Below are 24,338 nucleotides of genomic sequence, written 5' to 3'. Positions count from 1 at the left end.
ATTAAAAAATGAAGGAACGGTCAAATAAAATTTTTAGAATCTTTATTGGGATTGCGGCAATCAGTCTTATGGCAGCTTGTTCTTCAAGTGATCCAGATCCCAATGAACCTATTGAGGACTATGTGCCCACCCCGAAACCTTTGACCGTTCCTCCTATTTTTCAACGTTTACTTCCACCTCCTCTTATTTCAGAAGATAATCCACAAACTGAAGAAGGAATAGCTTTGGGAAGAAAATTATTTTTTGATCCAATTCTCTCTGGAGATGGAACACAAGCCTGTGCATCTTGCCATAAGCCAAGCAACGCCTTTACTGATGATGCACAATTTAGTATAGGTATTGACGGTTTTGAAGGCACTCGTAATTCTATGCCACTCTTCAATATGGCGTGGAACACTAACAATAAATTTTTCTGGGATGGTCGCGCTACAAGCATTGAAAAACAATCACTGGAGCCCGTTACAAATCCCATTGAAATGCATAACACTTGGGAAAACGCCGTAACAAGCCTACAGAGCACTAGTGCATATCCCGAACTTTTCAACAAAGCTTTCGGAACAAGCAATATTACTAAAGAGTTAACGGCAAAAGCAATTGCCCAGTTTGAAAGAACCCTTATTTCAGCAAATTCCCCTTTTGACAGATATTTGGAGGGCGAAAATTCTTTGACACCCCAAGAAATCAATGGTTTTGCTATTTTTATGGACGAAGCTCGCGGAGATTGCTTTCACTGCCACGGGAACGAATTTAGTCCTTTGTGGACAGATAATATTTTTCACAATAACGGGCTAGATGCCATTATTACCGACAAAGGTTTAGGGAATGTAACGGGAGACCCTAATGATGATGGTAAATTTAAATCCCCTTCCTTAAGAAATCTTGCTTATACAGCACCTTATATGCACGATGGCCGTTTCGCCACTCTTGACGAAGTTATAAACCATTACAGCGAAGGATTGGTCTATTCTCCAACAATTGATCCGCTTATGAAAACCATCGCAGCAGGGGGTGTACATTTAACTGAATCTGACAAAGCAGATTTAAAAGCCTTTCTGCTTTCCCTTTCAGACCCTTCTTTCTTAAACAACCCAGATTTTCAAGACCCCAACTAATTTACATTCCTTTTTAAACACTTCAATTTCTCAAATAAAACCACACTGTTAATTATTGTTTAAAACTATTAGACCATAGTTTTAAAATCCCACTTCCGTATGGTTAAAAGTACTATTTGATGTATATTTGCCGTCTAATTTAGAATTAATCTACATATGATTAAGGTAAGTGAAAACGCAAAAACTAAAATAGCGCAACTGATGGCCGAAGAGGGTTTTAATATTGCGGTAGATTATGTTCGTGTGGGCGTAAAAAGCGGCGGATGTTCTGGTTTAAGCTATGAACTGAAATTCGATCACAGTTTGGGCGAAAACGATAAACTCTTTGAAGAGGAAAAAGTGAAAATTGCCGTGGACAAAAAAAGCTTTTTGTATTTGGTGGGGACCACTCTGGAATACAGCGGCGGCCTTAACGGTAAAGGTTTTGTTTTCAACAACCCAAACGCAAACCGCACTTGTGGTTGCGGAGAATCTTTTTCACTTTAAAACATTAAATGAAAATGAGTAAGTACACAGAAGACGATTTAAAAAAAGAACTGGAAACCAAAGAATATGAATATGGTTTCTATACCAATATAGAATCTGACACCTTTCCCGTTGGATTAAACGAAGATATAGTCCGTGCTATTTCCAAAAAGAAAGAAGAGCCTGAATGGATGACCGAATGGCGCTTGGAAGCATTTAAATATTGGAAAGAAATGGTGGAGCCTGATTGGGCAAATGTAAATTATGAAAAGCCGAACTTTCAGAACATTTCCTATTATTCAGCCCCAAACAAAAAGCCAAAATACGACAGTATTGATGAGGTAGACCCAGAACTTTTGGACACCTTCAAAAGGCTTGGGATTTCTTTGGATGAACAGAAAAAACTTGCTGGTGTTGCAGTTGATATTGTAATGGATTCTGTTTCTGTAGCAACCACCTTCCAAAAAACCTTGGCGGAAAAAGGGATTATTTTCTGCTCTATTTCCGAAGCCATTCGCAAACATCCCGATTTGGTAAAAAAATATTTAGGCACCGTTGTGCCGCAGCGTGACAATTTTTACGCAGCCTTGAATAGTGCCGTTTTTAGTGATGGTTCTTTTTGCTACATCCCAAAAGGTGTTCGCTGCCCGATGGAGCTTTCTACATACTTCAGAATAAACCAAGCCGGAACGGGGCAATTTGAAAGGACCCTCGTAATAGCCGATGAAGGAAGTTATGTGAGTTATCTTGAAGGCTGTACTGCCCCGAGCCGCGATGAAAACCAATTACACGCCGCAGTAGTAGAATTGATAGCGATGGATGATGCCGAAATAAAATATTCAACCGTACAAAACTGGTATCCGGGAGATAAAAACGGAAAAGGTGGGGTTTATAATTTTGTGACCAAGAGAGGTCTTTGCGAAAACAGAGCAAAAATTTCGTGGACCCAAGTGGAAACCGGAAGTGCCGTAACCTGGAAATATCCAAGCTGTGTGTTGAAAGGCGATAATTCAATCGGTGAGTTTTATTCCATTGCCGTAACCAATGATTTTCAGCAGGCAGATACAGGAACTAAAATGATTCATATTGGCAAAAACACACGAAGCACCATTATTTCAAAAGGTATTTCAGCCGGAAAATCACAGAATAGTTATCGCGGTTTGGTGAAAATTATGCCAAACGCAGACAATGCGCGAAATTTTTCACAATGTGATTCTTTATTGATGGGCAACAGTTGTGGCGCACACACTTTCCCATACATTGAAGCAAAAAACAAAACCGCCCAAATAGAACACGAGGCTACTACCAGTAAAATTGGAGAAGACCAAATTTTCTATTGCAATCAACGCGGTATTAATACTGAGAAAGCAATCGCTTTGATTGTAAACGGTTTCAGTAAAGAAGTACTAAACAAGCTTCCGATGGAATTTGCCGTTGAAGCTCAAAAACTATTAGAGATCAGCCTTGAAGGCTCAGTAGGTTAATGAAAAAACATCACCCTGAGCTTTAGTTGAAGGGCTTTAAATATTAAACAAACTTAAAATCAACTATCAATTATGAAAAAAATCATTTTGTTGCTAATGTTTTCAACAGTAATTTTTTCTTGTAAAAATTCCGAAGAAAAAAACACAGAAACTGAGGAAACAACTGTTGAAAATGTAGAAAAAATTCTAGCCTATAAAGGTGATTTTATTAATTCTGACGGCGCAATGGTATTAATGGGGCCCAATTTTATTTATGGCGTTAAGCGCGACTTGCTTTCCGAAGGACTCGCAAAACAAGTGGAGGCTGTTAAAAAGAACGATTATGATATGGTTGGTGTCATTGTTAAGGGAGTAGTTTCCAAGAATACTGACAAAGAAAGTGAATGGGACGAGGAAATCACAATCAAGGAAATTATGAGGGTTGCTGATAAACCTTCCGAAGTAGATATTAAATTAAACGAAACAGAAAAGAAGAATTAAGATGTTAAAAATTAAAGATTTATACGCTGGACTGGAAGGAAAAGACATACTGCAAGGTATCAATCTTGAAGTGAAAGCTGGCGAAGTCCACGCAATAATGGGACCGAACGGTTCTGGGAAAAGCACTTTGGCATCGGTAGTGGCCGGCAAAGAGGAATATGAAGTAAGCAGAGGTTACATCACTTTTGAAAATCAGGATATTTCAGAATTAGATCCCGAAGAAAGGGCACACAAAGGTATATTCTTATCATTCCAATATCCTGTGGAAATTCCGGGTGTTTCAGTAACCAATTTCATTAAAACGGCAATCAACGAAACACGCAAAGCCAAAGGAAAAGAAGACATGCCAGCTTCCGAAATGCTGAAAATGATAAAGGAAAAGGCCGATATGCTGGAAATTGATCGCAAATTTCTTTCTCGCTCCTTAAATGAAGGTTTTTCCGGTGGTGAAAAAAAGCGAAATGAAATTTTCCAAATGGCAATGCTGGAGCCCAAACTCGCCATTCTTGACGAAACCGATTCCGGTTTGGATATTGACGCCTTAAAAGTAGTTGCAAATGGCGTAAACAAATTGAAGAGCAAAGACAACGCAGTAGTTGTAATCACGCACTATCAGCGCCTTTTGGACTATATAGTTCCAGATTTTGTGCATGTACTTATGAACGGAAGAATCGTAAAATCCGGCACCAAGGAACTTGCTTATGAGCTTGAGGAAAAAGGTTACGATTGGATTAAGGAAGAATTGGTTTAAAATAGTTTCTGGTTTCTGGTTTCAAGTTTCAGGTTGGATAAAAAAGCTAAAAAATTATGGCCACTATTGAACGGTTTGAAGATTTAGATATTTGGAAAGAAGCAAGACTTCTTTCCAAAGAAATAATTCAGTTATCAAAAAATACCGAACTAAAAACCGATTACAAATTAAAAGACCAGATAAAAGGCGCCTCGGGTTCTGTAATGGACAATATAGCCGAAGGGTTTGAAAGAGACGGAAATTTAGAATTCAGACAGTTTTTATCCATCGCAAAAGGTTCTGCCGGAGAATCACGCTCTCAATTATATAGAGTTTTCGATTCTGAATATATCTCTGAAGAAGAATTATCTTCTTTGGTTGATAGATATTTGAATCTGAGTAAACGGATAGCGAACTTTATTATATATCTGAACAAAAATGAATTTAAAGGAAACAAGTTCAAATAACTTGAAACCTAAAACAAACCGTGAAGTTTGGAAACTAGAAACAAGGAACTTGAAACCTGAAACAAGAAATTATGAGTTTTAAAGACAAATTATTATCATCATACATAGCCCTAGAAGACTATTTGGAGTTTGATTCGCCATTGCACGATGTGCGGAACAACGCCATTAAAATCTTTGAGGAAAAAGGTTTTCCTACCAAAAAGGAAGAGGCTTGGAAATATACTTCCCTGAATTCATTGCTGAAACCCGATTACAGCGTCTATTCAAACAAAGAGAGAAACGTAGAGCTGAAAAACGTTCGCAAGTATTTCCTTCACGAAATAGATACCTATAAACTTGTTTTTGTGGACGGGGTTTACAACTCGTTCCTCTCTGAAACTACGCACGATTCGCTTGATGTTTGCTTAATGTCTTCGGCCTTGAACAAGAGCAAATACAAGCCGGTTATTGAAGCCTATTTCAACAAAGTGGCGAAAAGCGACAGCTTGACTGCACTTAATACAGCATTTACCAAAGAAGGTGCATACATTCACATTCCGGCGCACAAAGAAGTTGAAAAGCCTATTGAAATAATCAATTTTTCAACAGGAAATGAGGCTGCAATGTTTCTTCAGCCAAGAAATTTGATTGTTGTAGGCGAAAACGCTCACGTTCAAATTATAGAGCGTCACCAAAGTCTTTCCAGCAATGAGGTTTTGACCAATTCCGTTACGGAGATTTTTGCTGAAAAGCGGGCTTATGTAGATTACTATAAAATTCAAAACGATGAGGCAACTGCTTCATTGATAGACAATACTTATATTTCACAGGAGCGCGATACGGTTTGCCGTGTGCATACCTTCGCTTTTGGTGGAAATTTGGTTCGTAACAACCTCAACTTCTATCAAAAAGGAGAGCACTGCGATTCTACTTTGAAAGGAATAACCATTTTGGAAGGCAAACAACATGTGGACCACAATACTTTGGTACACCACATTGCGCCAAACTGCGAAAGCCACCAAGATTACAAAGGATTATTTGCTGAATCATCCATAGGCGTTTTCAACGGAAAGATTATTGTTGAAAAAGATGCGCAAAAGACTGATGCTTTTCAGCAAAACAACAACATTTTGATTGATGATAAAGCAACAATAAACGCCAAACCACAGTTGGAAATTTTTGCGGATGATGTGAAATGCTCACACGGTTGCACCATTGGCCAATTTGACGAAGATGCTTTGTTTTACCTGCGAAGCCGTGGAATTGGTTTGAAAGAATCACGCGCTTTATTAATGTACGCTTTTGCAAATACTGTTTTGGAAAGCGTGAAAATCCCTGAATTAAAAGTGCGAATCAACAAGCTTATAGCCAATAAAATAGGGGTTAGTTTGGGGTTTGAGCTTTAAAATAATTTCTTTTTATGAGCTTTGATGTCCAAAAAATACGAAACGACTTCCCCATCCTTTCCCGAAAGGTAAACGGTTACCCGTTGGTGTATTTGGACAATGCGGCCACTTCGCAAAAACCGCAGCAAGTTATTGATTGTATTGTGGATTATTACAGCAATTACAACGCAAACATACACCGCGGTGTGCATACTCTTTCGCAAGAAGCAACAGACGCTTACGAAGCTGCCCGTAAAAAAATCCAAAAACATTTTAATGCGAAGGAAGCTTTTGAAATCATTTTCACCGCAGGTACTACCCACGGAATAAATCTTGTTGCAAATGGTTTTTCGGGAATTCTAAAAAAAGATGATGAAATAATCGTTTCGGCAATGGAACACCACAGCAATATTGTGCCGTGGCAAATGCTTTGTGAAAAAACTGGAGTCATTTTGAAAGTGATTCCGATGAACGAAGAAGGCGTTTTGATTTTTTCGGAATACGAAAAATTGCTTTCGGAAAAAACGAAACTTGTTTTTGTAAACCATATTTCAAACGCATTGGGAACCATAAACCCAATCGAAAAAATCATTAAAAAAGCGCACGAAGTTGGAGCTGCAGTGCTGGTTGACGGCGCACAATCCTGTTCGCATATAAAACCCGATCTTCAAAAAATTGGTGTAGATTTTTACGTGACCTCAGCCCACAAAATGTGCGGTCCCACGGGAGTTGGTATTCTTTATATGAAAGAGGAATGGGGCAACAAACTCCCACCTTATCAAGGTGGTGGCGAGATGATTGCCGAAGTTACTTTTGAAAAAACCACTTATGCTGCGCTTCCTCATAAATTTGAAGCCGGAACGCCCAATATTTGTGGTGGAATTGCCTTTGGAGCAGCTATTGATTATTTAAATTCCATCGGTTTTGAAGAGATTGAAAAACACGAAAACGAACTTTTAAAATACGCCACAGAAAAGCTTATGGAAATTGAGGGTTTAAAAATTTACGGCACTGGGCCTAATAAAACTTCAGTAGTTTCTTTCAATATTGAAGGCATCCATCCGTATGATATTGGAACGATTGTAGATAAATTAGGAATTGCCGTGCGGACTGGCCACCACTGCGCCCAGCCTATTATGGATTTTTATAAAATCCCAGGAACGGTGCGGGCTTCCTTTGCATTTTACAATACTTTGGAAGAAGTTGATGCTTTGGTAAATGCCGTAAAAAAAGCTAAAATGATGTTAAGTTGACCAAGAGCTATAATGGAAATCTTGAACTTTGATTTTCAAACTTTTAAAGAAAACACCTATGAAAACACTTGCCACATTATCACTATTAATATTTGCAGTAATATTTACAGGTTGCGATGAAACCAAAAAAGTAATTGATGTAGCCGGAAGCGTTCAATTAACAGGTAGTTATACCGTTTCAGCATTAAACGGTAAAAAGTTAGTAGATACAACCAATCCAACCTTTACACTTTCTGCCTTAGATAACTCTTTCCGCGGAACTACTGGTTGTAATTCAGTGTTTGGAAACTATACAATTGATCTTTACACTATCAATTTTGGCCAACTTGCCGTAAGTGAAAAGATGTGTATGGACAAAAATATTATGAAAACCGAACGTGATTTTCTGGATGCACTTAACAATACTGGATCATATGCCTTAGATAATGGCATTCTAACTTTATATTCCAAAACAGACCGAAGCGTTTTGCTAAATGCAAAAAAAGATACAAATAATTAAAAAACAAGCATGACCATTGAAGCAATACAGGAAGAATTGATTGACGAGTTTTCAATGTTTGAAGACTGGATGCAGCGCTATGAATATATGATAGAGCTTGGCAAATCACTTCCTTTGATTGAAGAAAAATTAAAAACAGACGATAAGTTAATAAAAGGCTGCCAAAGTAAAGTATGGCTAAATTCTGAAATGAAAGACGGCAAAATCATTTTTACTGCAGATAGCGATGCTATCATCACCAAAGGAATTATTGCAGTTTTGGTTCGAGTTTTTTCAGATCAAAAACCCCAGGCAATTCTGGACGCGAATACAGATTTTATTGATGAAATAGGTTTAAAAGAACATCTTTCGCCAACGCGCGCAAATGGTTTGGTTTCAATGATAAAGCAAATGAAAATGTATGCCTTGGCGTACCAAACACAACTTAAAAATTAAACAAATGGAAGCAGATACAGAAATAGACATGGCCGAATTAGGCGAAAAAATAATTGAAGTTATAAAAACCATATATGATCCAGAAATACCTGTGGATATTTATGAACTCGGCCTTATTTACGACGTTTTCATTAACGAAGACCGCGAAGTAAAAATATTGATGACCCTAACTACACCAAACTGCCCAGTAGCAGAAAGTCTGCCAATGGAAGTAGAAGAAAAAGTAAAATCCATGAAAATGGTAACAGACGCCGAGGTGGAAATAACCTTTGACCCACCCTGGAGCCAAGAGTTGATGAGTGATGAAGCCAAACTGGAGCTAGGAATGCTTTAGAAATGAGCGTTAGTTCTAAGCTTAAAAAAAATCTAAACTCATAACTTTTAAAAGTGGCCGAAGAAATCATAAATCGCGTAGCGAACAGTAAACTTATAACCTTTGATCTTGAAGAAATCTATCCTAAAGGAGAACGGATTTCTTTTGATATTTCACAATGGTTATTGGAAGGCATTGTGCTTCGCGAAAGTGAGTTTCGAAATAAAGCTACAGAGCACAATTGGAGCCAATATCAAAATAAATTTGTGGCACTCTTCTGCAGTACAGATGCAATTGTTCCCGGTTGGGCATATTTACTTTTATCACTTCATTTGGCACCTTATGCCAAAAAAGTTACTGTTGGCAGTTTAGACGAATTAGAAAGCATCCTTTTTACCGAACTACTTCAAAATATTGATGTTTCAGAATATATTGATAAGCCCGTAATCATAAAAGGTTGTGCCCACAAACCCATTCCACAGAATGCCTATGTTATTTTGGCGCAAAAACTTCAACCTATTGCGAAAAGCATTATGTATGGGGAGGCTTGTTCTTCAGTCCCTCTCTTTAAAAGAAAATGATAAACTATCGATTTCATTTTAAGAATTCTTAAAAAAGTGTTGTATTTAGTCATGTTTTTGCGAAATATTCAAAAGACTGTCTATTTTTGCAGAAAATAAAATTATTTTAAAATGAAAAAACTTTTACTTCTAGCAGTTCTTATTGCTGCACCAATGGCAATATTTGCCCAAGAAGAAACACCAAAAGATACTATTCCAAACGGTTGGACACGGGCTGGAAATATTTCTTTGTTGTTCAATCAAGCCGCATTTAACCACGAATGGACGGGTGGTGGAACCTCTAATTATTCAGGAAACCTTTCTTTGACTTATGACTTTAACTATAAGCACGATAAAATTTCTTGGAACAATAGATTGATTGGGGAATATGGCATTACCAAAAACAAAGATGATAAATACTCTCGTAAAACCAATGACCGCTTAGAGTTGAACTCGATTTTGGGTCAACAGATAAAAGAAAGCAACTGGTATTATTCCTTGTTTTTAAACTTTAAGACTCAATTCGCAAAAGGGTATGAATTCAATGAAGACCTTAATCCAGAAGATGAGGGTTATCGTACTGAAACCACACATATTCTTTCACCAGCCTATATTCAATTTGGCCCTGGTTTGCTTTGGAAAAAAAGCGATAATCTCTATGTGAATATTTCACCAGCTACCGCTAAATTTATTCTTGTGGATAAAGACTTTACAACTGTTAATGAAGCTATTCCAGGTGCGTTAGATGCCTATAATGAAAATAAATATTTTGGTGTAGATGCCAACGAAAGCAGCCGTTTTGAATTTGGCGCTTCGCTTTCTGCCTATGCAAAATTTGATATTATGGCGAACATTTCCGCAGAAAATATTTTGAACCTTTATTCAAATTACCTTGAAGATCCTCAAAATGTGGATATTGATTACACTTTTAATCTTGTGATGAAAGTGAATAAATATATTTCTACAAATGTAACTTTTCAAGCTATTTATGATGACAATGCTGTTCAAGGTTTCCAAATTCGTGAAGCTTTGGGCGTTGGCTTGACTTACGGGTTTTAGACGTTAGAGCGTTAAAAAAAATTAAAAGCTGTCAGGTTTTATTACTTGGCAGCTTTTTTTGCTCTTACTAAAAACGTTCTTTAATCTTCCTCGGTATATTCATCATACAAAAAGCTATTATACGGAAAACGGGTAGTGTGGATTTCCTTCACTTTGTCATACACAAGTTTTCGGAATTCATTGAAATTTTCTTTATTCAATGCCGAAATAAAAATAGCATCGCCATTCAGTTTTGCCATCCAGGTTTGTTTCCACTCTTCTAAAGTGTAGTGAGCTTTAGTTTTTTCGGTCATCAAATCATCTTCTTCAATTTCCTCTGCTTTATAAGCATCAATTTTGTTGAAAACCATTATCGTTGGTTTGTCCGCACTCCCAATTTCTTCAAGAATTTTATCTACTGAATCAATATGATGTTCAAAGGACGGATGGCTAATATCCACAACGTGCAGCAGCAAATCTGCTTCGCGCACTTCATCCAAAGTACTTTTGAAAGATTCAACAAGTTGTGTGGGCAGTTTTCTGATGAAACCCACTGTATCCGTTAGCAAAAAAGGAAGATTCCCAATAACCACTTTCCGAACGGTTGTATCAAGTGTTGCAAAAAGCTTGTTTTCTGCAAAAACATCGCTTTTGCTTATTACGTTCATCAAAGTAGATTTTCCAACGTTTGTGTAACCAACCAAAGCTACGCGCACCAATGACCCTCGATTGCCACGTTGCACATCCATTTGGCGGTCAATTTTTTTCAATTTTTCCTTTAACAAAGCAATTCTATCGCGAACAATACGTCTATCTGTTTCAATTTCCGTTTCTCCCGGACCACGCATCCCGATACCTCCACGCTGTCGTTCTAAGTGGGTCCACATTCCTGCAAGCCGTGGCAATAAATATTGATATTGTGCAAGTTCAACCTGCGTTCGGGCATAACTTGTTTGTGCTCTTTGGGCAAAAATGTCCAGAATTAAATTGGTGCGGTCCAAAACTTTACAATCCAATTCACGTTGAATGTTTTTTTGTTGCGATGGCGACAGCTCATCATCAAATATTACAACCCCAACTCCGTATTCTTCCACATAGTTTTTCACTTCCTCGAGCTTTCCCGTACCAATAAAAGTTTTCGGATTGGGAACCTCCATTTTTTGGGTAAACCGTTTTAAAACCTCGCCGCCAGCCGTAAAAGCCAAGAATTCAAGTTCATCTAAATATTCTTGCGCTTTTTCTTCGTCTTGATATTGTGTAACCAAACCGATTAAAACTGTTTTTTCGTAGGAAATGTCCGTTTGCTCTATCATAAATTAATTTATAACCACAAATGTACAAAACACATAGCAAGAGTTTTTTGTACTTTACACGCAATTAACATCATTTCATTCTTTAAAATGAAAAACCTTTACACCGTAGCCTTCTACAATCTCGAAAATCTTTTTGATACCAAAAATGACCCAAAGACACTGGATGATGATTTTACGCCTGGAACCGAAATGGATTGGAACGAAAAACGCTACAATAAAAAATTGAAAAAGTTAGGGCAAATCATTTCGCAAATTGGTTATGCTGAAACTTCACATCCACCAGTACTTTTGGGCGTTGCCGAAGTAGAAAACGAAACGGTTCTTCATGATTTAATCAATTCAAAATTTCTGAAAAGCAAAAATTATGGGTATGCGCATTTCGATTCTCCAGACGAACGCGGAATTGATACCGCATTGCTTTACAGGAAAGATTATTTTGAAGTGCTACACAAAGAAGCTATCACGCTACTCGTAACCAACCAAGAAGGTATCCGCGATTTTACACGTGACATACTTTATGTAAAAGGAAAATTGGAAAACGAAATAGTACATATTTTGGCAAATCACTGGCCTTCTCGACGGGAAGGGGTTGAAGCAACAAACCATAAACGTGTGGCTGCTGCAATGAAAAACCGAGAGATAATTTCAAAAATAACTTCAGAAAATCCGCAAGCAAAAATAATTGTAATGGGTGATTTCAATGATGACCCAATAAGTGAAAGCGCAAAAACTTTATCAGGAACCGAATTATATAACCCGATGGAACTTTTACTCACCAAATATTCGGGTAGTTTAAATTACCAACAGTCGTGGAATCTTTTTGACCAAATAGTTATTTCGAATAATTTTTTGCAACAACACGAAAATTTCTTTCAGTTTGAAGAAGCTAAAATTTTCAATCCAAAAGAACTTAAGGAATATCGCGGAAAATTTAAGGGTAATCCGTATAGAACTTATGCTGGGCCTCATTATTTAGGTGGCTTGAGTGACCATTTTCCCGTTTTTACCATCTTTTCAATAAAAAGATAATTAGGTTTCTTCAGGAATATATTCTTGAAATTTTATATATTTCGATGTTAAAAAAAAGTTAACGAATTGTAAATTATATATCCACCAATTAAAACTTTATGAATAAAAAACTACCTCTCTATTTACAAAGTTGCCATCATTTTTTTATAGTCAACTTTAGATCGCAAACACTAACACTTTTTAGTTTCCTTTTACTTTCTTTTACTGCATTTTCACAAGGGCCAGGATGCCCAAACGTCTATGCCGGGGATGATATTGAACTAGATTGTGGCGAACCTTGCACTGATCTTACAGCAAGTTATCTTGACACAGGAGAAACCACCAGTTATGCTGTTTCTTCTATACCATATGCCCCTCCTTTTCCATTTACGGGAGGAACACCTGTATCTGTAAATACAGATGACATTTGGTCTGATGCCATCCAATTACCTTTTGATTTCTGCTTTTTTGGACAAACCTATACCCAAATGGTTATCGGTTCCAATGCAGTAGTTTCATTTGATTTGGCAAACAATCCGCCAGGCGGTTATTGTGATTGGTCTTTTGATGATTCAATTCCCAATCCCAACTTATTTTTAACAACTATCTTTGGACCTTACATGGATGTTGACCCATCAGTAGGCGGCTCTGGCATTATAAACTGGACCGTTTTTGGAGAATCTCCTTGCCGGACTATGGTAGTTAACTTTCCTGACATTCCTTACTTTGGGTCAGCCTGCCCCAATCTTTCCCTTACTTCCCAAATAGTTATTTATGAAACAACCAATGTGGTGGAAGTCTATGTGCAAGACAGACCAAGCGGTTGTACCTGGAATGATGGAAACGCAGCACTAGGAATCCAAAACCAAAACGGAACTGTAGGTTATACCGCTCCAGGAAGAAACACTGGAGATTGGTCTGCATCTAACGAAGCTTGGCGCTTTACGCCCAATGGCGCATCAAACGTTGTTTTCTCTTGGCTGGATTCCAGTGGTACAGTTATTGGCACCGATCCTACTATCAACGTTTGTCCAACAGAAACATCAACCGTTTATACCGCCCAAGCAGTTTATACTAATTGTAATGGCGATGAAGTTACCGAAACCGATGAAGTTACCGTAACAAGAATCGGCTCCTTTACGGTAGATCTTGGCGGTGACCAAGAGCTTTGTGAAGCACAAAGCTATGATATCACTGCGGAAATAACTGGAGGAAATCCTGCTGATGCTACCTTCTTGTGGAATACGGGTGAAACCACACAAACTATTACGGTAACCACTTCAGGAACCTATACAGTAGAAGTTACTATCGGCACTTGCTCCATTACTGCTTCCGTAGTTATAAACTTTAATGAAATTCCTCTGATTGAATTGGGAGATAACGTTGAAACTTGCTTCTATGAACCCGTTGTTTTAGACGCTTCCCCCTCCAATTACAACCCTGCGGATGCTACTTATGAATGGAGGTTGGATGGCGTTTTGTTGGCTGGAGAAATTAATCCAACCCTCAATGCTACTCAATATGGTATTTATAGCGTAAATGTTTCTGTAGGTGGGTGTTTGGCTACAGATGAAGTAACCATTTCGCAACAAGATCTTCAAGTTTCGTTAGGTGATGATTTTACTACCTGCTTTGAAACACCTGAAACTCTTACCGCTGAAGCAATAAACTACGACCCAACCTTAGCCACTTATGAATGGAGCTTAGATAGTGTTATTATTGCTGGCGAAACAAACCAAACTCTTAATGTTACGCAATACGGGGTTTATACTGTAACTGTTACTGTAGGGAGTTGTATTACTACAGATGAAGTAACCATCTCGCAAAAAGAACTTCAGGTTTCATTGGGTGATGATTTTACTTCTTGCTTTGAAGTACCCGTTACACTTACTGCAGAAGCAATAGATTTTGACCCAACTTTAGCAACCTATGAATGGCGCTTAAACGGTGTTGTTCTTGCTGGCGAAACAAACCAAACCTTGGATATTACACAACCTGGGGCCTATTCCGTTACGGCGACTGTTGACTCCTGTAGTACTACAGACAGTGTTACTGTGAGTTTAGGAAGCATAGAAGTAACCGTTAACGATGACTTCCAGACCTGTTTCGACTCTCAAGTTGTTTTGGAAGCAATGCTTTCAGTTCAAAATCCAGATGCAACTTACGAGTGGAGCCTTGATGGAAACATCATAGCTGGCGAGACCAATTCTACGTTAATAATCACTGAAATAGGCACTTATACTGCAACTGCAACTGTTGGAAGCTGTTCTGCATCAGACAGTGTAACGGTTTCCTATAGAGATGATCTTGAAGTTAACGTTGGTGAAGATTTTCTAACCTGTCCAAACGAGCCACAAACATTAACCGCCACAACAATTGAAGATGGCGCCACCTATCAGTGGTATCTAAACGGAACTTTATTGACCGGAGAAACAAACAGCACGCTCAATTTTATGGTTGAAACGGGAACAGTGGGCACTCAAACCTATTCCGTTGTAATTTCAGTGGGAGGATGCTCTGGTACTGATTCAGTAAATGTTAATCTATATGCCGTTGGAAACTGTGTAATTTCAGAAGGTCTTTCACCAAACGGAGATGGTTATAACGATTCATTGGACCTTACTTTCCTAAGCGATAGAAGTGGCGACTTAAAACTTCAAATCTTCAACAGATTGGGAACTTTGGTTTTTGAACAGAGCAATTACACCAACCAATGGCATGGCCAAGATAAAAAGGGTAACGAACTTCCAACAGGAACGTATTTTTATGTAATCGACATTAAGCCTCGTCCTTTTAGTCCCGTAGAGAATGGTGTTGATATTGAAAAGCAGGAAACTGGCTGGATTTATCTTAACCAGAAAGCTAACTAGACCCATTAAATACTTTTTAACTACCAAATAGATAAAAATGAAAAAACATATATATATCCTAATTGTATTGATGGCAGGGTTGCTCTTTCAGGAAACACAGGCGCAGCAAGACCCGCAATACACACAGTACATGTACAATATGAACGTGGTAAACCCAGCGTATGCAGGATCAAAGGAAAGCCTTTCCCTTACCGCACTATACAGAAACCAGTGGTCCGGCTTGGAAGGAAATCCGGTGACTTTCACTTTTTCAGGACATTCGCCAATAAGTGATAAAATTGGTCTCGGTCTTTCCGCAATAAAAGATGAATTGGGACCCGTAAAAGAAACCAATGTATTTGCAGACTTTTCCTATACACTTCAAGTGGGAAGCAACGTAAAACTTGCGTTGGGACTTAAGGCTGGCGCAACATTTCACGATGTGGGTCTTTCAACTTTGGAACTGCAGGATCCAAATGACCCCTTCTTTTCAGAAGACATAAACAAGACCTATCCAAACATTGGTGCCGGAGCTTTTCTGTATGGGGATAAATTCTATATAGGGCTTTCAGTTCCAAATATGCTGAAATCTGTGCATTTAGACGAAAACGGAATCAAGTATGGTTCAGAAACGAATCACTATTTTGCAACGGCAGGATATGTTTTCCAAGTCTCAGAAAGCTTTAAGCTTAAGCCTTCCGTAATGGTGAAATCTGCCTTTGATGCACCCGTTTCTTATGACGCAAATTTGAACGCGCTCTTTTATGACAAGTTTGAACTTGGAGCATCTTACAGGTTGGACGATTCCTTTAGCGGATTGGTCGGGTTTCAAATTACGCCAAACATCCGCTTGGGTTATGCTTATGACCATGTAACCTCTGACCTTAAAACAGTTGGTCCAGCTTCACACGAAGTGGTACTGACCTTTGATCTGTTCTTTAAGCCACGTGTTTTACGTTCACCAAGATTCTTCTAATAACCAAACAAATTTCATTTAAGATGAACAAAATATATACAATCCTTTTACTCATAGCGGTAAGCAGCACAATGGCTTTCGCTCAAAACAGTAAAACAAAAAAAGCCGATCAATATTATGATCGCCTTCAATATACCGATGCCGCTGAAGCGTATCAAAAATTGCTGAAAAAGGGCGAAGGCAGCACTTACGTTTTTGAACGTTTAGGAAATAGCTATTACTTCATAAACGACACAAAAAAAGCCGAAACCTTTTATAAAAGAGTGGTTAAAAGTAAAGATGTTGATCCGGAAACAATTTACAATTATGCCCAATCTTTAAAAGCGAATGGAAAATTTGGAGATTACAATACCTATATGAAGCAATTTGCCGGGATGAAACCAAATGATTCTCGCGCAGTGGCGTTTATGGAAAATCCTGATTATCTTCCTAAAATTGTTGATGAGAACACCCAGAAATATGCCGCTACAAACCTTGATGCCTTGAACTCTAAGTTTTCAGATTTTGGCGGAATGGTAGTAGGAAATGATTTTTATTTCACATCTGCCAGAAACACTACCCGTAAAAAATACGGCTGGAACGAGGAACCATTTTTAGATATTTACAAAGCTTCCATAATTGGTGGCGTTGAAAAGAATGAAGTCCTTTTGAAAGGCGATGTAAACACAAAATATCACGAAAGCACCGTAGCCATCACGGCAGACGGAAAACGTATGTATTTTGACCGCAACGATTATTACAACGGCAAATACAAAAAAGACGAAGAAGGCATTAACCAATTAAATATCTATTATGCTGAAAATATTGATGGGGAGTGGAAAGACATTAAGCCCGTACCTTTTAATGACCATCAATATTCAAACAGCCATCCTGCTTTAAGCCCTGACGGAAACACTTTATATTTTACGAGCGACCGCCCAGGCGGAAAAGGTAAAGCTGATATTTATAAAGTGTCTATTTCAAAAGACGGCACTTTTGGAAGTCCCGAAAATTTGGGAAGCAACATCAACACCGAAGGAAAAGAAGGTTTCCCGTTTGTGGATTCAAACGGAACGCTTTATTTCTGTAGCGATGCACATTTAGGAATGGGCGGGTTAGATGTTTTTGCAGCCGAAGCAAACGGAGCTAATTTTGGGAAGGTTAAAAACCTTGGTCTAAGCGTGAACAGTAGCGAGGATGATTTTGCATATTCTTATGATCCAGTTACAATGGAAGGCTATGTTTCTTCAAACAGAAAAGGCGGAAAGGGAAGTGATGATATTTACAAAATCAAAAAACTTGATATTTGTGATGTTATCATCAATGTAATTGTAGTTGATGCATCCAATGATGAACCAATAGCTAATGCAAGGTTGGATCTCTTTGACAATCTTGAAAATAAACTGAAGAGCCAATCTACCAGCGCTAACGGAATAGGCTCAATAACTGTAGCCTGCAACCAAGAGCATGTAGTACAAGCTTTTAAGGAAGGATATGAGAGCAATGCCGAAACCGTTGCTTCTTTTAAAGAAGGAGAAAAGAGTATTCGTATAGCGCTTCGTCCAATTGATGCTATTGTTGAAGGCGATTTGGTAAAATTGAATCCAATTCTTTTTGACTTTGACAAACACAACATTAAACCACAAGCAGCTTTTGAACTTGACAAATTGGTGGAACTGATGAAGAAAAACCCTGAAATGGTAATCAAAGTTGAAGGCCACACGGACAATCGCGGTACTGATGCCTACAATATGGATCTTTCTAATAGACGCGCCAAAAGTACCGTTCAGTACGTAATCTCTAAAGGAATTGCAAAAGACCGAATTAGCGGACAAGGTTTTGGCGAAAGCAGACCAGCCGTAGATTGTGGCTCAAACTGTTCTGAAGCGCAACACCAACAGAACAGACGTTCAGATTTTATAGTGGTTAAGAAATAAGCTTTTATTTTAAGCATTAACTGGTAACCAACCAGCTAAACTGCCCTCGCATATTTGAGCAATCAAATATTGTGGGGGTTTTTTTATTAATGACTATATTTCCATTTTATAATAAGCTGCAGGCAATCCAAAATAATCACCATCATAATCCCATAAAAATCCCTGCTTTTCCAAAATTCTTTTAGAGCCTATATTTTCAGGATCTATAATAGCAATCAATGTTTGGATTTCATCAATTTCTTTTGCTAGATTTATTAAAGTCTTGGCTATTTCATTGCCATATCCTTTTCTCCAATGTTCTGGCATAAGAACGTACCCAATTTCTGCTTCGTTTTTTCCTATTATTACTAGCTTTGAATGTCCAACAAAATTGCTGTCAAATTTATTTGATACTTTAAAGTGACCTATATTAGGATGCTCTTCATTAATGTTCATCATTTTTTGCAAACGTTCCCGGGTCTCGTTTTCTAAAAGAGGTCGTCCGGTTATCATCTTCATAACATCAGGATTACTTACCAATTTAAAATAATCATCAAAGTCTGATAATGTATAATGGCGAAAATTTAATCTTTCAGAATTCATTTGAAATGTGAGAATTAGGTAAAAATTATTCCAAAGAAAAGAAATAAAAAAACCGCTTCCAAAAGGAAACGGTCTTAAAAAAATTATATGAGATTTCCGAAGTTACTCAACTACAGAAACATTATCTATTTGATAAGTGGTCGTTGTTCCGTTTGAAGCGCCTACATATTGATATGCAATATAAACAACTTGTCCAGCATAAGCCGAAAGATCAACATCTCCTGAAGGCGTAAACTCATCACCATAACCGCTGGTATTTCCGCTGGAAATAGTTGCGTTCAGGTTGGTCCAAGTTGCGGCTGTAACATCTCCTGTAAAATCTGTGGAAATCTTTACAGTAAGCGCAACACCGTTATTGAAACCGTCATTGGTGTCAAAATTCAAGGTTGGAGTGGAACCACTTGGCAGGATTAATCCTGGAGTTACCAACCAAACCTCATATGGGTTTTCATTTGAGTTATAAGCAGAAGTCTGAGCATATTTATTGTTGTCAAACTCTCTTACTTCCCAAAGACGTGTACCCGTATTTACATTCACATTGGTCCAACCTTCAATGTTAACGCTCATTCCAGTTCCAGCTGACTGGCCTTCAAAATTTTGTGAAAAAGGTAATTCAACAGCATCACCAGGACCACCGTTGCTGCAACGTTCACCTGTCATATCAACATCCTCAGGACCGTTGATAAACAATTGAACATCACTGTTGAAAATACTCAAAACAGCAGTTAACGTGCCATTACCTTCTGGAAGTGTAAGGTTTTTAAAATCTGCAAAACCACTGGTTCTAAGAATAACAGTTTGTCCATCACAATTTTCAACGGCTCTATTTACACCAAAAGTATTGTTTAGGTTTCCATAATGCTCCACGCCAGCAAGACCGTTTGGAAACTGTACGTTTTCAAATTTTACCAAAGTGTTTAATCTTGCAGGGTTGTTAGCTTCAGAAACAGAGATAACGGTAGGAACTAAATCAACACTTTCTAGGGAACGAAAGATTCGGGATTCAAATTCCAAAGCGTCAATTCTTCCCACTTCATCGCCGTCCTGCACGCCTATTGTTGGCAAACCAGCATATTCGCCGATGAAAAGACCATTTACTTTTAAATAAATTTTACGACCTGGTTCATACTTGGTATATAGATCGGTAGAATTTGTAGAGATTGCAACCCCAGCAGTTGGATTTTCAGGAGAATCCTGTATTACCAATGACTTGTAAAAATTTCCTGTTTCGTCACTTGAAACAACGTATCCTACCAAATAAACATCTCTTGACGAGCCGTCGCCAGCTTCAATTTCCACAGGGTCAAAACCACCGTATAAATCTTTCACGGTAGCAATGCTTAGAATATCGTTCGGGTTTATGTTTGGCTCAGAGGCAGTAATTTCTGGTATGCTGTAATCATCGTCCTGAACACAGGAAGTAACAATCATTCCTAAAAAGAATAGGAAGCTTAATAGTTTTATGTTTTTTAAAGTTTTCATATTTATATAAATTTAATGCTTTTTCTTAATTAAAATCGAACGTAAAGGTTTAGGTAATAAGTGGTTCCGTATCCGTACCAGTATTTTGATCCAAAAACAGGAGTGTCGTTTTGGGCATCGTCACGAAGCGCTCTATAGTTTCCGTTTCTTCCTTGTTCAAAACCACCTGTTTTGTATTTCTTATCCAGCACATTGTTTACCGTAGCAAAAAAGCCGATGTAGTAATCTTTTACTTTCCAAGATTTCCCACCAACAACGTTTACCAACATATAGTCGTCAAACTTTTCTTGCTTCAACAATTCCCTTGCAACAGCTGGGTCATAATCGTTAAAAGGCATTCCATCGCTAGGATCTGTGTAAAAATTAGCGGTTCGGGTTATTGGCGACACGTCAACATAGGCATTGTTAAAATAGTTTGTAGTTGCGCCAACCCACCAAAAATCTGGATCGCGATATTCAAAACCAATTTGATAAGCCTGTTGAGGTCCGCCTGCAACTTTATAATCCTTTAAGTAGGAAGGTCCGTAATATTCAAAATCACTTTTAAAATCATCTGAAGTTAAGTACAATTCAGGATTATTATCATATGTATTCTGACCGTATGCTGCAGCACCTTTCAATTTGATTGTTGTGGTTATTTGTGCTTCAATACCCAATTCAGCTCCAATATTCTTTTTGTTAACGCCTGTAAGTATTTCCTGGACAAAAGCATTGTCACTGCCATCATTTTGAGTGCCACCTTGTGCATAAACACCATCCAAATAATAGAAAGAAATCTCTGTTGCATCTTGCATCATGGTATAATAACCAGTTAACCTTGCTTTTATTAATGGCGAACGGAAAATGTAACTTCCGTCAACGCTTATGTTTTTCTCAACGTTCAATAAATCTTTATTAGGGCTTAGATCGTTTACGGTAGCGTTGTTTTGGCGTGAGTTTGAAAAAGAGTTACGCACTGTTGGAGCATCCGTAAAATAGGCTCCATTTACTTCAAAAGCATGTCTTCCAGTTAGCTTATAAGTTGCGCCTGCTTTTGCACCGTAGGTAGTAAAATCAAGCTTTTCACTTTTACCAAAGGATCTATTGCCCTCTGCAAAGGAACCATTTCTATACAAACCATTTCTTTGGTAAGAGGTCTGCCCTACTTTTCCAGCCAAATAGAAATCTACTTTTGAGTAAGCAAACTGTGCTTGTGCAAAACCACTGTAATCAGAAGCATCAATCTCGTAGTTATATTTAAATTTATCATCTTTACCAACCACTCGGTTTGGATTGTTCAAGTCGTTTTGGGATGCATCTCCCGTATTGAAAGAGTCTATATCTAAATAACCATTTCCGCCCAACAAATCAATCATACTGGCGAAGTTGTTTGAGTTTAGATTTCGGTAATTAACCGAAGCAGTAATAGCAATATTGTCATTTAGCTGCGAAGTTAAAATAGAATTGGCAGAAATCTGCTTGTCGTCGTTTCGGTCTTCGTATAAATAATATCGTGAAGTACCACCGTAAAAAAGGTTGGTTTCATAAATATCCTGCCAATCTATCTGTCCATCGTTTACGAACTCAGAATACGCTTGGTAGGCACCAGCTTCGTTTGCTCCATTTGGATCTGCCAAAAAGTAACTTGGTAATTTTTGGTAATAACTTGGGTCTGGGTTTGGAGCGTTGTCATATCCCAAACGGCTATTTCCTGTTTTCCCAAATTGATAGCCTACATTGGTATTAAGATGTGTTTTTTCTGAAATGTCCCAATAATGGTTCAACATTATAATAGGTTCTTCCACTTCCTTGATTCGTGAATTGCGAATTTCTCCATCTTGATTGCCCCAATAGCTATTGTATCTTGTTCCTTTAAGGTCGTAAACCTCTTGGGTATTTGCTGAAGATTTACCTCTACGGTTCGGGGTATAAAAAGCGGTAAGGTTCAAGCTATGGCTATCGTTCAATTTCTTTTCTACGGAAGCAAAGAACGAGTTTGCATCATAAAGACTTCCGTCAATATAACCTTCTTCACCAAAACGCCTTGCCAACAAAACTGAGTATGCCCAGCCACTTGGAAGTTGTCCACTATTATAGGAGCCCATCACGCGGCCACGGTAACTTCGGTTGCTAGAAGCATAAGAAATTCGTCCACCCTTGCGATATTGCGAGGCCCGCATAATAATGTTGGTCGTTCCCGCGAGGTGTCCAAAGTTGTATTCGTTCGCAGAAGTACCCATAGAGAACATCTGGTTTCGCTGCACATCGTTCAGACCGCCCCAGTTGGACCATTGTGGCCTTCCATTATATAGCTTGTTCATTTCCAAACCGTTGATAAGTACTTTTCCATCTTCAGAATCATAACCTCTTGGACGGAAAAAAGTAGCGCTAAAATCATACGAAGCTGCGTTCAAAAACACATCTTTGGAAGCCTGAAGCAAACCAGAAACATTGAATGAAGTTCCTTCGTCTTCGTCCAATTGCTCGTCTGAAAGACTTATAATTCCAATCTGTTCTTCAACTTCTAACAGATCAACTGATAAAAGAATAGGTTTTAAGTTAACCGGAATATCATTTTGGATAGTCACCGGAATTTTCAGGCTGGTGTAACCATCTTTTGAAATTTCCAAAACCTGCTCTCCCTGTGGAAGAGTTTCCTGTGAAAAGGAAAATGTTCCTTCTGCATTGGTAACGGTATTGAAAATAGTGTTCTGGATGCTTACTTTTACATCCGGAATTGGTTCGCTGGAGTTGGTATCGAGTACCTTTCCCATTACAACAGGATTTTGGGAAAAAGCCGAAAAGGCAACCAAAAACACCGTGTAAATTGTAAAATAGAATTTGTTCATTCCAATAAATAGAGTTTAATATAATTTTTGTTTTAAAATGCGGTGCAAAACTACATTTTTTAAATGAAATAGCTACTTTTGAAGCTTCACAATGTTAAACATAACTTAAAATTAACCTTTGCCATTACTATGAAATTTTCCTTTTATTTTATCGGTATTTACTTACTTTTCATTTCAGCAACTTTTGGTCAGAATGAAAAACAGTATAAAGTAAATACCGTTGCATTTTATAACGTTGAAAACCTATTTGATTACGAAGATGATCCCCTTATTTTTGATGATGACCGCACCCCCGAAGGCAAGGACCATTGGACCCAAGAAATATACGAGGCGAAATTGGCAAATATGGCAAAAGTAATATCTGAAATTGGTGAAGATGTTACGGGCAATTCCCCTGCTTTGATAGGCTTAAGCGAAATAGAAAACCGTCGCGTCTTGGAAGACCTTTTAAACCAAGAGCAATTAGTTAACAAAGATTACGGAATTGTACATTTTGATAGCCCAGACCGCCGTGGAATTGATGTGGCTCTTCTTTACCAAAAGAAAATATTTACACCCACAAATTATAAAGCATATGAGTTGGTAATATTTGATGACCAAGATAGAAGCAAACGTGTTTATACCAGAGACCAACTCTTGGTGAGCGGAATGCTTGATGGCGAAAAAATTAGCATTATTGTAAACCATTGGCCATCACGTAGCGGCGGGGAAGAGAGAAGCCGCCCAAAGAGAATAAAAGCAGCAGAACTGAACAAACATATAATGGATTCATTATTTAGTGAAGACCCCTACGCAAAAATTATAACAATGGGCGATTTAAATGACGACCCCATAAGCCCAAGCGTAAAGGAAATACTGAAAACAAAGAGCGAAAGAGAAGACATGAAGGTGAAAGAACTGTATAACCCGATGGAGGATATGTACAAAAAAGGAATGGGCACACTGGCTTACCGTGATGCTTGGAATCTATTTGACCAAATAATAATGTCAACGGAATTAACCAAAAAGGATTACTCGTCCTATCGTTTTTACAAAGCGGGAATCTTCAACAAAAACTATTTGGCCACTCCTCGTGGACAGTACAAAGGCTATCCGTTCCGTAGTTTTGTGAACGGCTTTACTGGCGGTTATAGTGATCATTTTCCCGTCTTTATTTATTTGATAAAGGAAAAAACATAAAATAA

General features: G+C 38.1%; 22 protein-coding genes. 18 read left to right on the top strand and 4 right to left on the bottom strand.

Translation table 11 applies throughout. From position 1 onward, the window contains the following. Positions 1-8: 8 nt before the first annotated feature. From Q2U82_RS06035 to Q2U82_RS05975, 13 genes are all read left to right on the top strand, one after another. Positions 9-1,112 carry a cytochrome c peroxidase gene (locus Q2U82_RS06035; protein WP_410006794.1) on the top strand — a complete coding sequence of 368 codons (1,104 nt, stop codon included), beginning with the start codon at positions 9-11 and terminating at the stop codon, positions 1,110-1,112. Positions 1,113-1,268: 156 nt separating this feature from the next. Then, positions 1,269-1,598 carry a HesB/IscA family protein gene (locus tag Q2U82_RS06030; RefSeq protein WP_410006793.1) on the top strand — a complete coding sequence of 110 codons (330 nt, stop codon included), beginning with the start codon at positions 1,269-1,271 and terminating at the stop codon, positions 1,596-1,598. Positions 1,599-1,612: 14 nt separating this feature from the next. Next, the gene (gene sufB / locus Q2U82_RS06025; RefSeq protein WP_410006792.1) at positions 1,613-3,061 is read left to right on the top strand and encodes a Fe-S cluster assembly protein SufB; all 1,449 of its coding nucleotides are present in this window, start codon (positions 1,613-1,615) and stop codon (positions 3,059-3,061) included. Positions 3,062-3,133: 72 nt separating this feature from the next. Beyond that, complete coding sequence (locus Q2U82_RS06020) at positions 3,134-3,541, top strand: hypothetical protein (RefSeq protein WP_410006791.1); 408 nt, start codon at positions 3,134-3,136, stop codon at positions 3,539-3,541. Between the two features lies 1 nt (position 3,542). Continuing rightward, positions 3,543-4,292, top strand: coding sequence for a Fe-S cluster assembly ATPase SufC (sufC, locus tag Q2U82_RS06015; RefSeq protein WP_410006790.1), 750 nt, complete (start codon positions 3,543-3,545; stop codon positions 4,290-4,292). A 56-nt stretch (positions 4,293-4,348) separates the two neighbouring features. After that, on the top strand, positions 4,349-4,738 hold the full coding sequence (locus tag Q2U82_RS06010) for a four helix bundle protein (RefSeq protein ID WP_410006789.1): 390 nt from the start codon (positions 4,349-4,351) through the stop codon (positions 4,736-4,738). Positions 4,739-4,809: 71 nt separating this feature from the next. Beyond that, positions 4,810-6,123, top strand: a complete 1,314-nt coding sequence (gene sufD, locus Q2U82_RS06005; protein WP_068762607.1) for a Fe-S cluster assembly protein SufD — start codon at positions 4,810-4,812, stop codon at positions 6,121-6,123. Positions 6,124-6,137: 14 nt separating this feature from the next. After that, positions 6,138-7,355 (top strand): aminotransferase class V-fold PLP-dependent enzyme, encoded by a 1,218-nt coding sequence (locus Q2U82_RS06000; RefSeq protein WP_410006788.1) that lies wholly within the window; start codon positions 6,138-6,140, stop codon positions 7,353-7,355. Between the two features lie 58 nt (positions 7,356-7,413). Beyond that, entirely contained in the window at positions 7,414-7,854 is a 441-nt protein-coding gene (locus Q2U82_RS05995; RefSeq protein WP_410006787.1) for an META domain-containing protein, read from the top strand. Positions 7,855-7,863: 9 nt separating this feature from the next. Beyond that, the gene (locus Q2U82_RS05990) at positions 7,864-8,289 is read left to right on the top strand and encodes a SufE family protein (protein ID WP_410006786.1); all 426 of its coding nucleotides are present in this window, start codon (positions 7,864-7,866) and stop codon (positions 8,287-8,289) included. Between the two features lie 4 nt (positions 8,290-8,293). Beyond that, positions 8,294-8,623: an SUF system Fe-S cluster assembly protein gene (locus Q2U82_RS05985; RefSeq protein ID WP_410006785.1), complete on the top strand. Its 330-nt coding sequence runs from the start codon at positions 8,294-8,296 to the stop codon at positions 8,621-8,623. A gap of 53 nt (positions 8,624-8,676) precedes the next feature. Continuing rightward, the gene (locus tag Q2U82_RS05980) at positions 8,677-9,183 is read left to right on the top strand and encodes a DUF2480 family protein (protein ID WP_410006784.1); all 507 of its coding nucleotides are present in this window, start codon (positions 8,677-8,679) and stop codon (positions 9,181-9,183) included. A gap of 111 nt (positions 9,184-9,294) precedes the next feature. Next, positions 9,295-10,221, top strand: coding sequence for a DUF3078 domain-containing protein (locus Q2U82_RS05975; protein WP_410006783.1), 927 nt, complete (start codon positions 9,295-9,297; stop codon positions 10,219-10,221). Positions 10,222-10,301: 80 nt separating this feature from the next. Here the strand turns inward: Q2U82_RS05975 and hflX are convergent, their stop codons facing one another. After that, complete coding sequence (gene hflX / locus Q2U82_RS05970; protein WP_410006782.1) at positions 10,302-11,513, bottom strand: GTPase HflX; 1,212 nt, start codon at positions 11,511-11,513, stop codon at positions 10,302-10,304. An 87-nt stretch (positions 11,514-11,600) separates the two neighbouring features. On the opposite strand from hflX, the gene Q2U82_RS05965 reads away from it, so the two are divergent. The 4 genes from Q2U82_RS05965 (at position 11,601) to Q2U82_RS05950 (ending at position 18,262) form a co-directional block, all read left to right on the top strand. Beyond that, positions 11,601-12,542 carry an endonuclease gene (locus Q2U82_RS05965; RefSeq protein ID WP_410006781.1) on the top strand — a complete coding sequence of 314 codons (942 nt, stop codon included), beginning with the start codon at positions 11,601-11,603 and terminating at the stop codon, positions 12,540-12,542. 98 nt (positions 12,543-12,640) lie between these two features. Next, complete coding sequence (locus tag Q2U82_RS05960) at positions 12,641-15,391, top strand: gliding motility-associated C-terminal domain-containing protein (RefSeq protein ID WP_410006780.1); 2,751 nt, start codon at positions 12,641-12,643, stop codon at positions 15,389-15,391. Between the two features lie 37 nt (positions 15,392-15,428). Continuing rightward, entirely contained in the window at positions 15,429-16,346 is a 918-nt protein-coding gene (locus Q2U82_RS05955) for a type IX secretion system membrane protein PorP/SprF (RefSeq protein WP_410006779.1), read from the top strand. A 23-nt stretch (positions 16,347-16,369) separates the two neighbouring features. Next, entirely contained in the window at positions 16,370-18,262 is a 1,893-nt protein-coding gene (locus tag Q2U82_RS05950; protein ID WP_410006778.1) for an OmpA family protein, read from the top strand. A gap of 93 nt (positions 18,263-18,355) precedes the next feature. Here the strand turns inward: Q2U82_RS05950 and Q2U82_RS05945 are convergent, their stop codons facing one another. The 3 genes from Q2U82_RS05945 to Q2U82_RS05935 form a co-directional block, all read right to left on the bottom strand. After that, a complete protein-coding gene (locus Q2U82_RS05945) occupies positions 18,356-18,844 on the bottom strand; it encodes a GNAT family N-acetyltransferase (protein WP_410006777.1) in 489 nt (162 codons plus the stop codon). Between the two features lie 102 nt (positions 18,845-18,946). Then, entirely contained in the window at positions 18,947-20,326 is a 1,380-nt protein-coding gene (locus Q2U82_RS05940; protein WP_410006776.1) for a DUF5689 domain-containing protein, read from the bottom strand. Positions 20,327-20,355: 29 nt separating this feature from the next. Next, entirely contained in the window at positions 20,356-23,154 is a 2,799-nt protein-coding gene (locus Q2U82_RS05935) for a carboxypeptidase-like regulatory domain-containing protein (RefSeq protein WP_410006775.1), read from the bottom strand. A gap of 129 nt (positions 23,155-23,283) precedes the next feature. Here Q2U82_RS05935 and Q2U82_RS05930 point away from each other — a divergent pair, with 129 nt between their 5' ends. Then, positions 23,284-24,333, top strand: a complete 1,050-nt coding sequence (locus tag Q2U82_RS05930) for an endonuclease/exonuclease/phosphatase family protein (protein ID WP_410006774.1) — start codon at positions 23,284-23,286, stop codon at positions 24,331-24,333. Positions 24,334-24,338 lie beyond the last annotated feature (5 nt).

This window comes from Aequorivita nionensis (assembly GCF_046352995.1).
Classification (GTDB): Bacteria; Bacteroidota; Bacteroidia; order Flavobacteriales; family Flavobacteriaceae; genus Aequorivita; species Aequorivita nionensis.
Note: the sequence above shows the minus strand (reverse complement) of the source record. Positions and strands in the feature narration are given on the sequence as shown.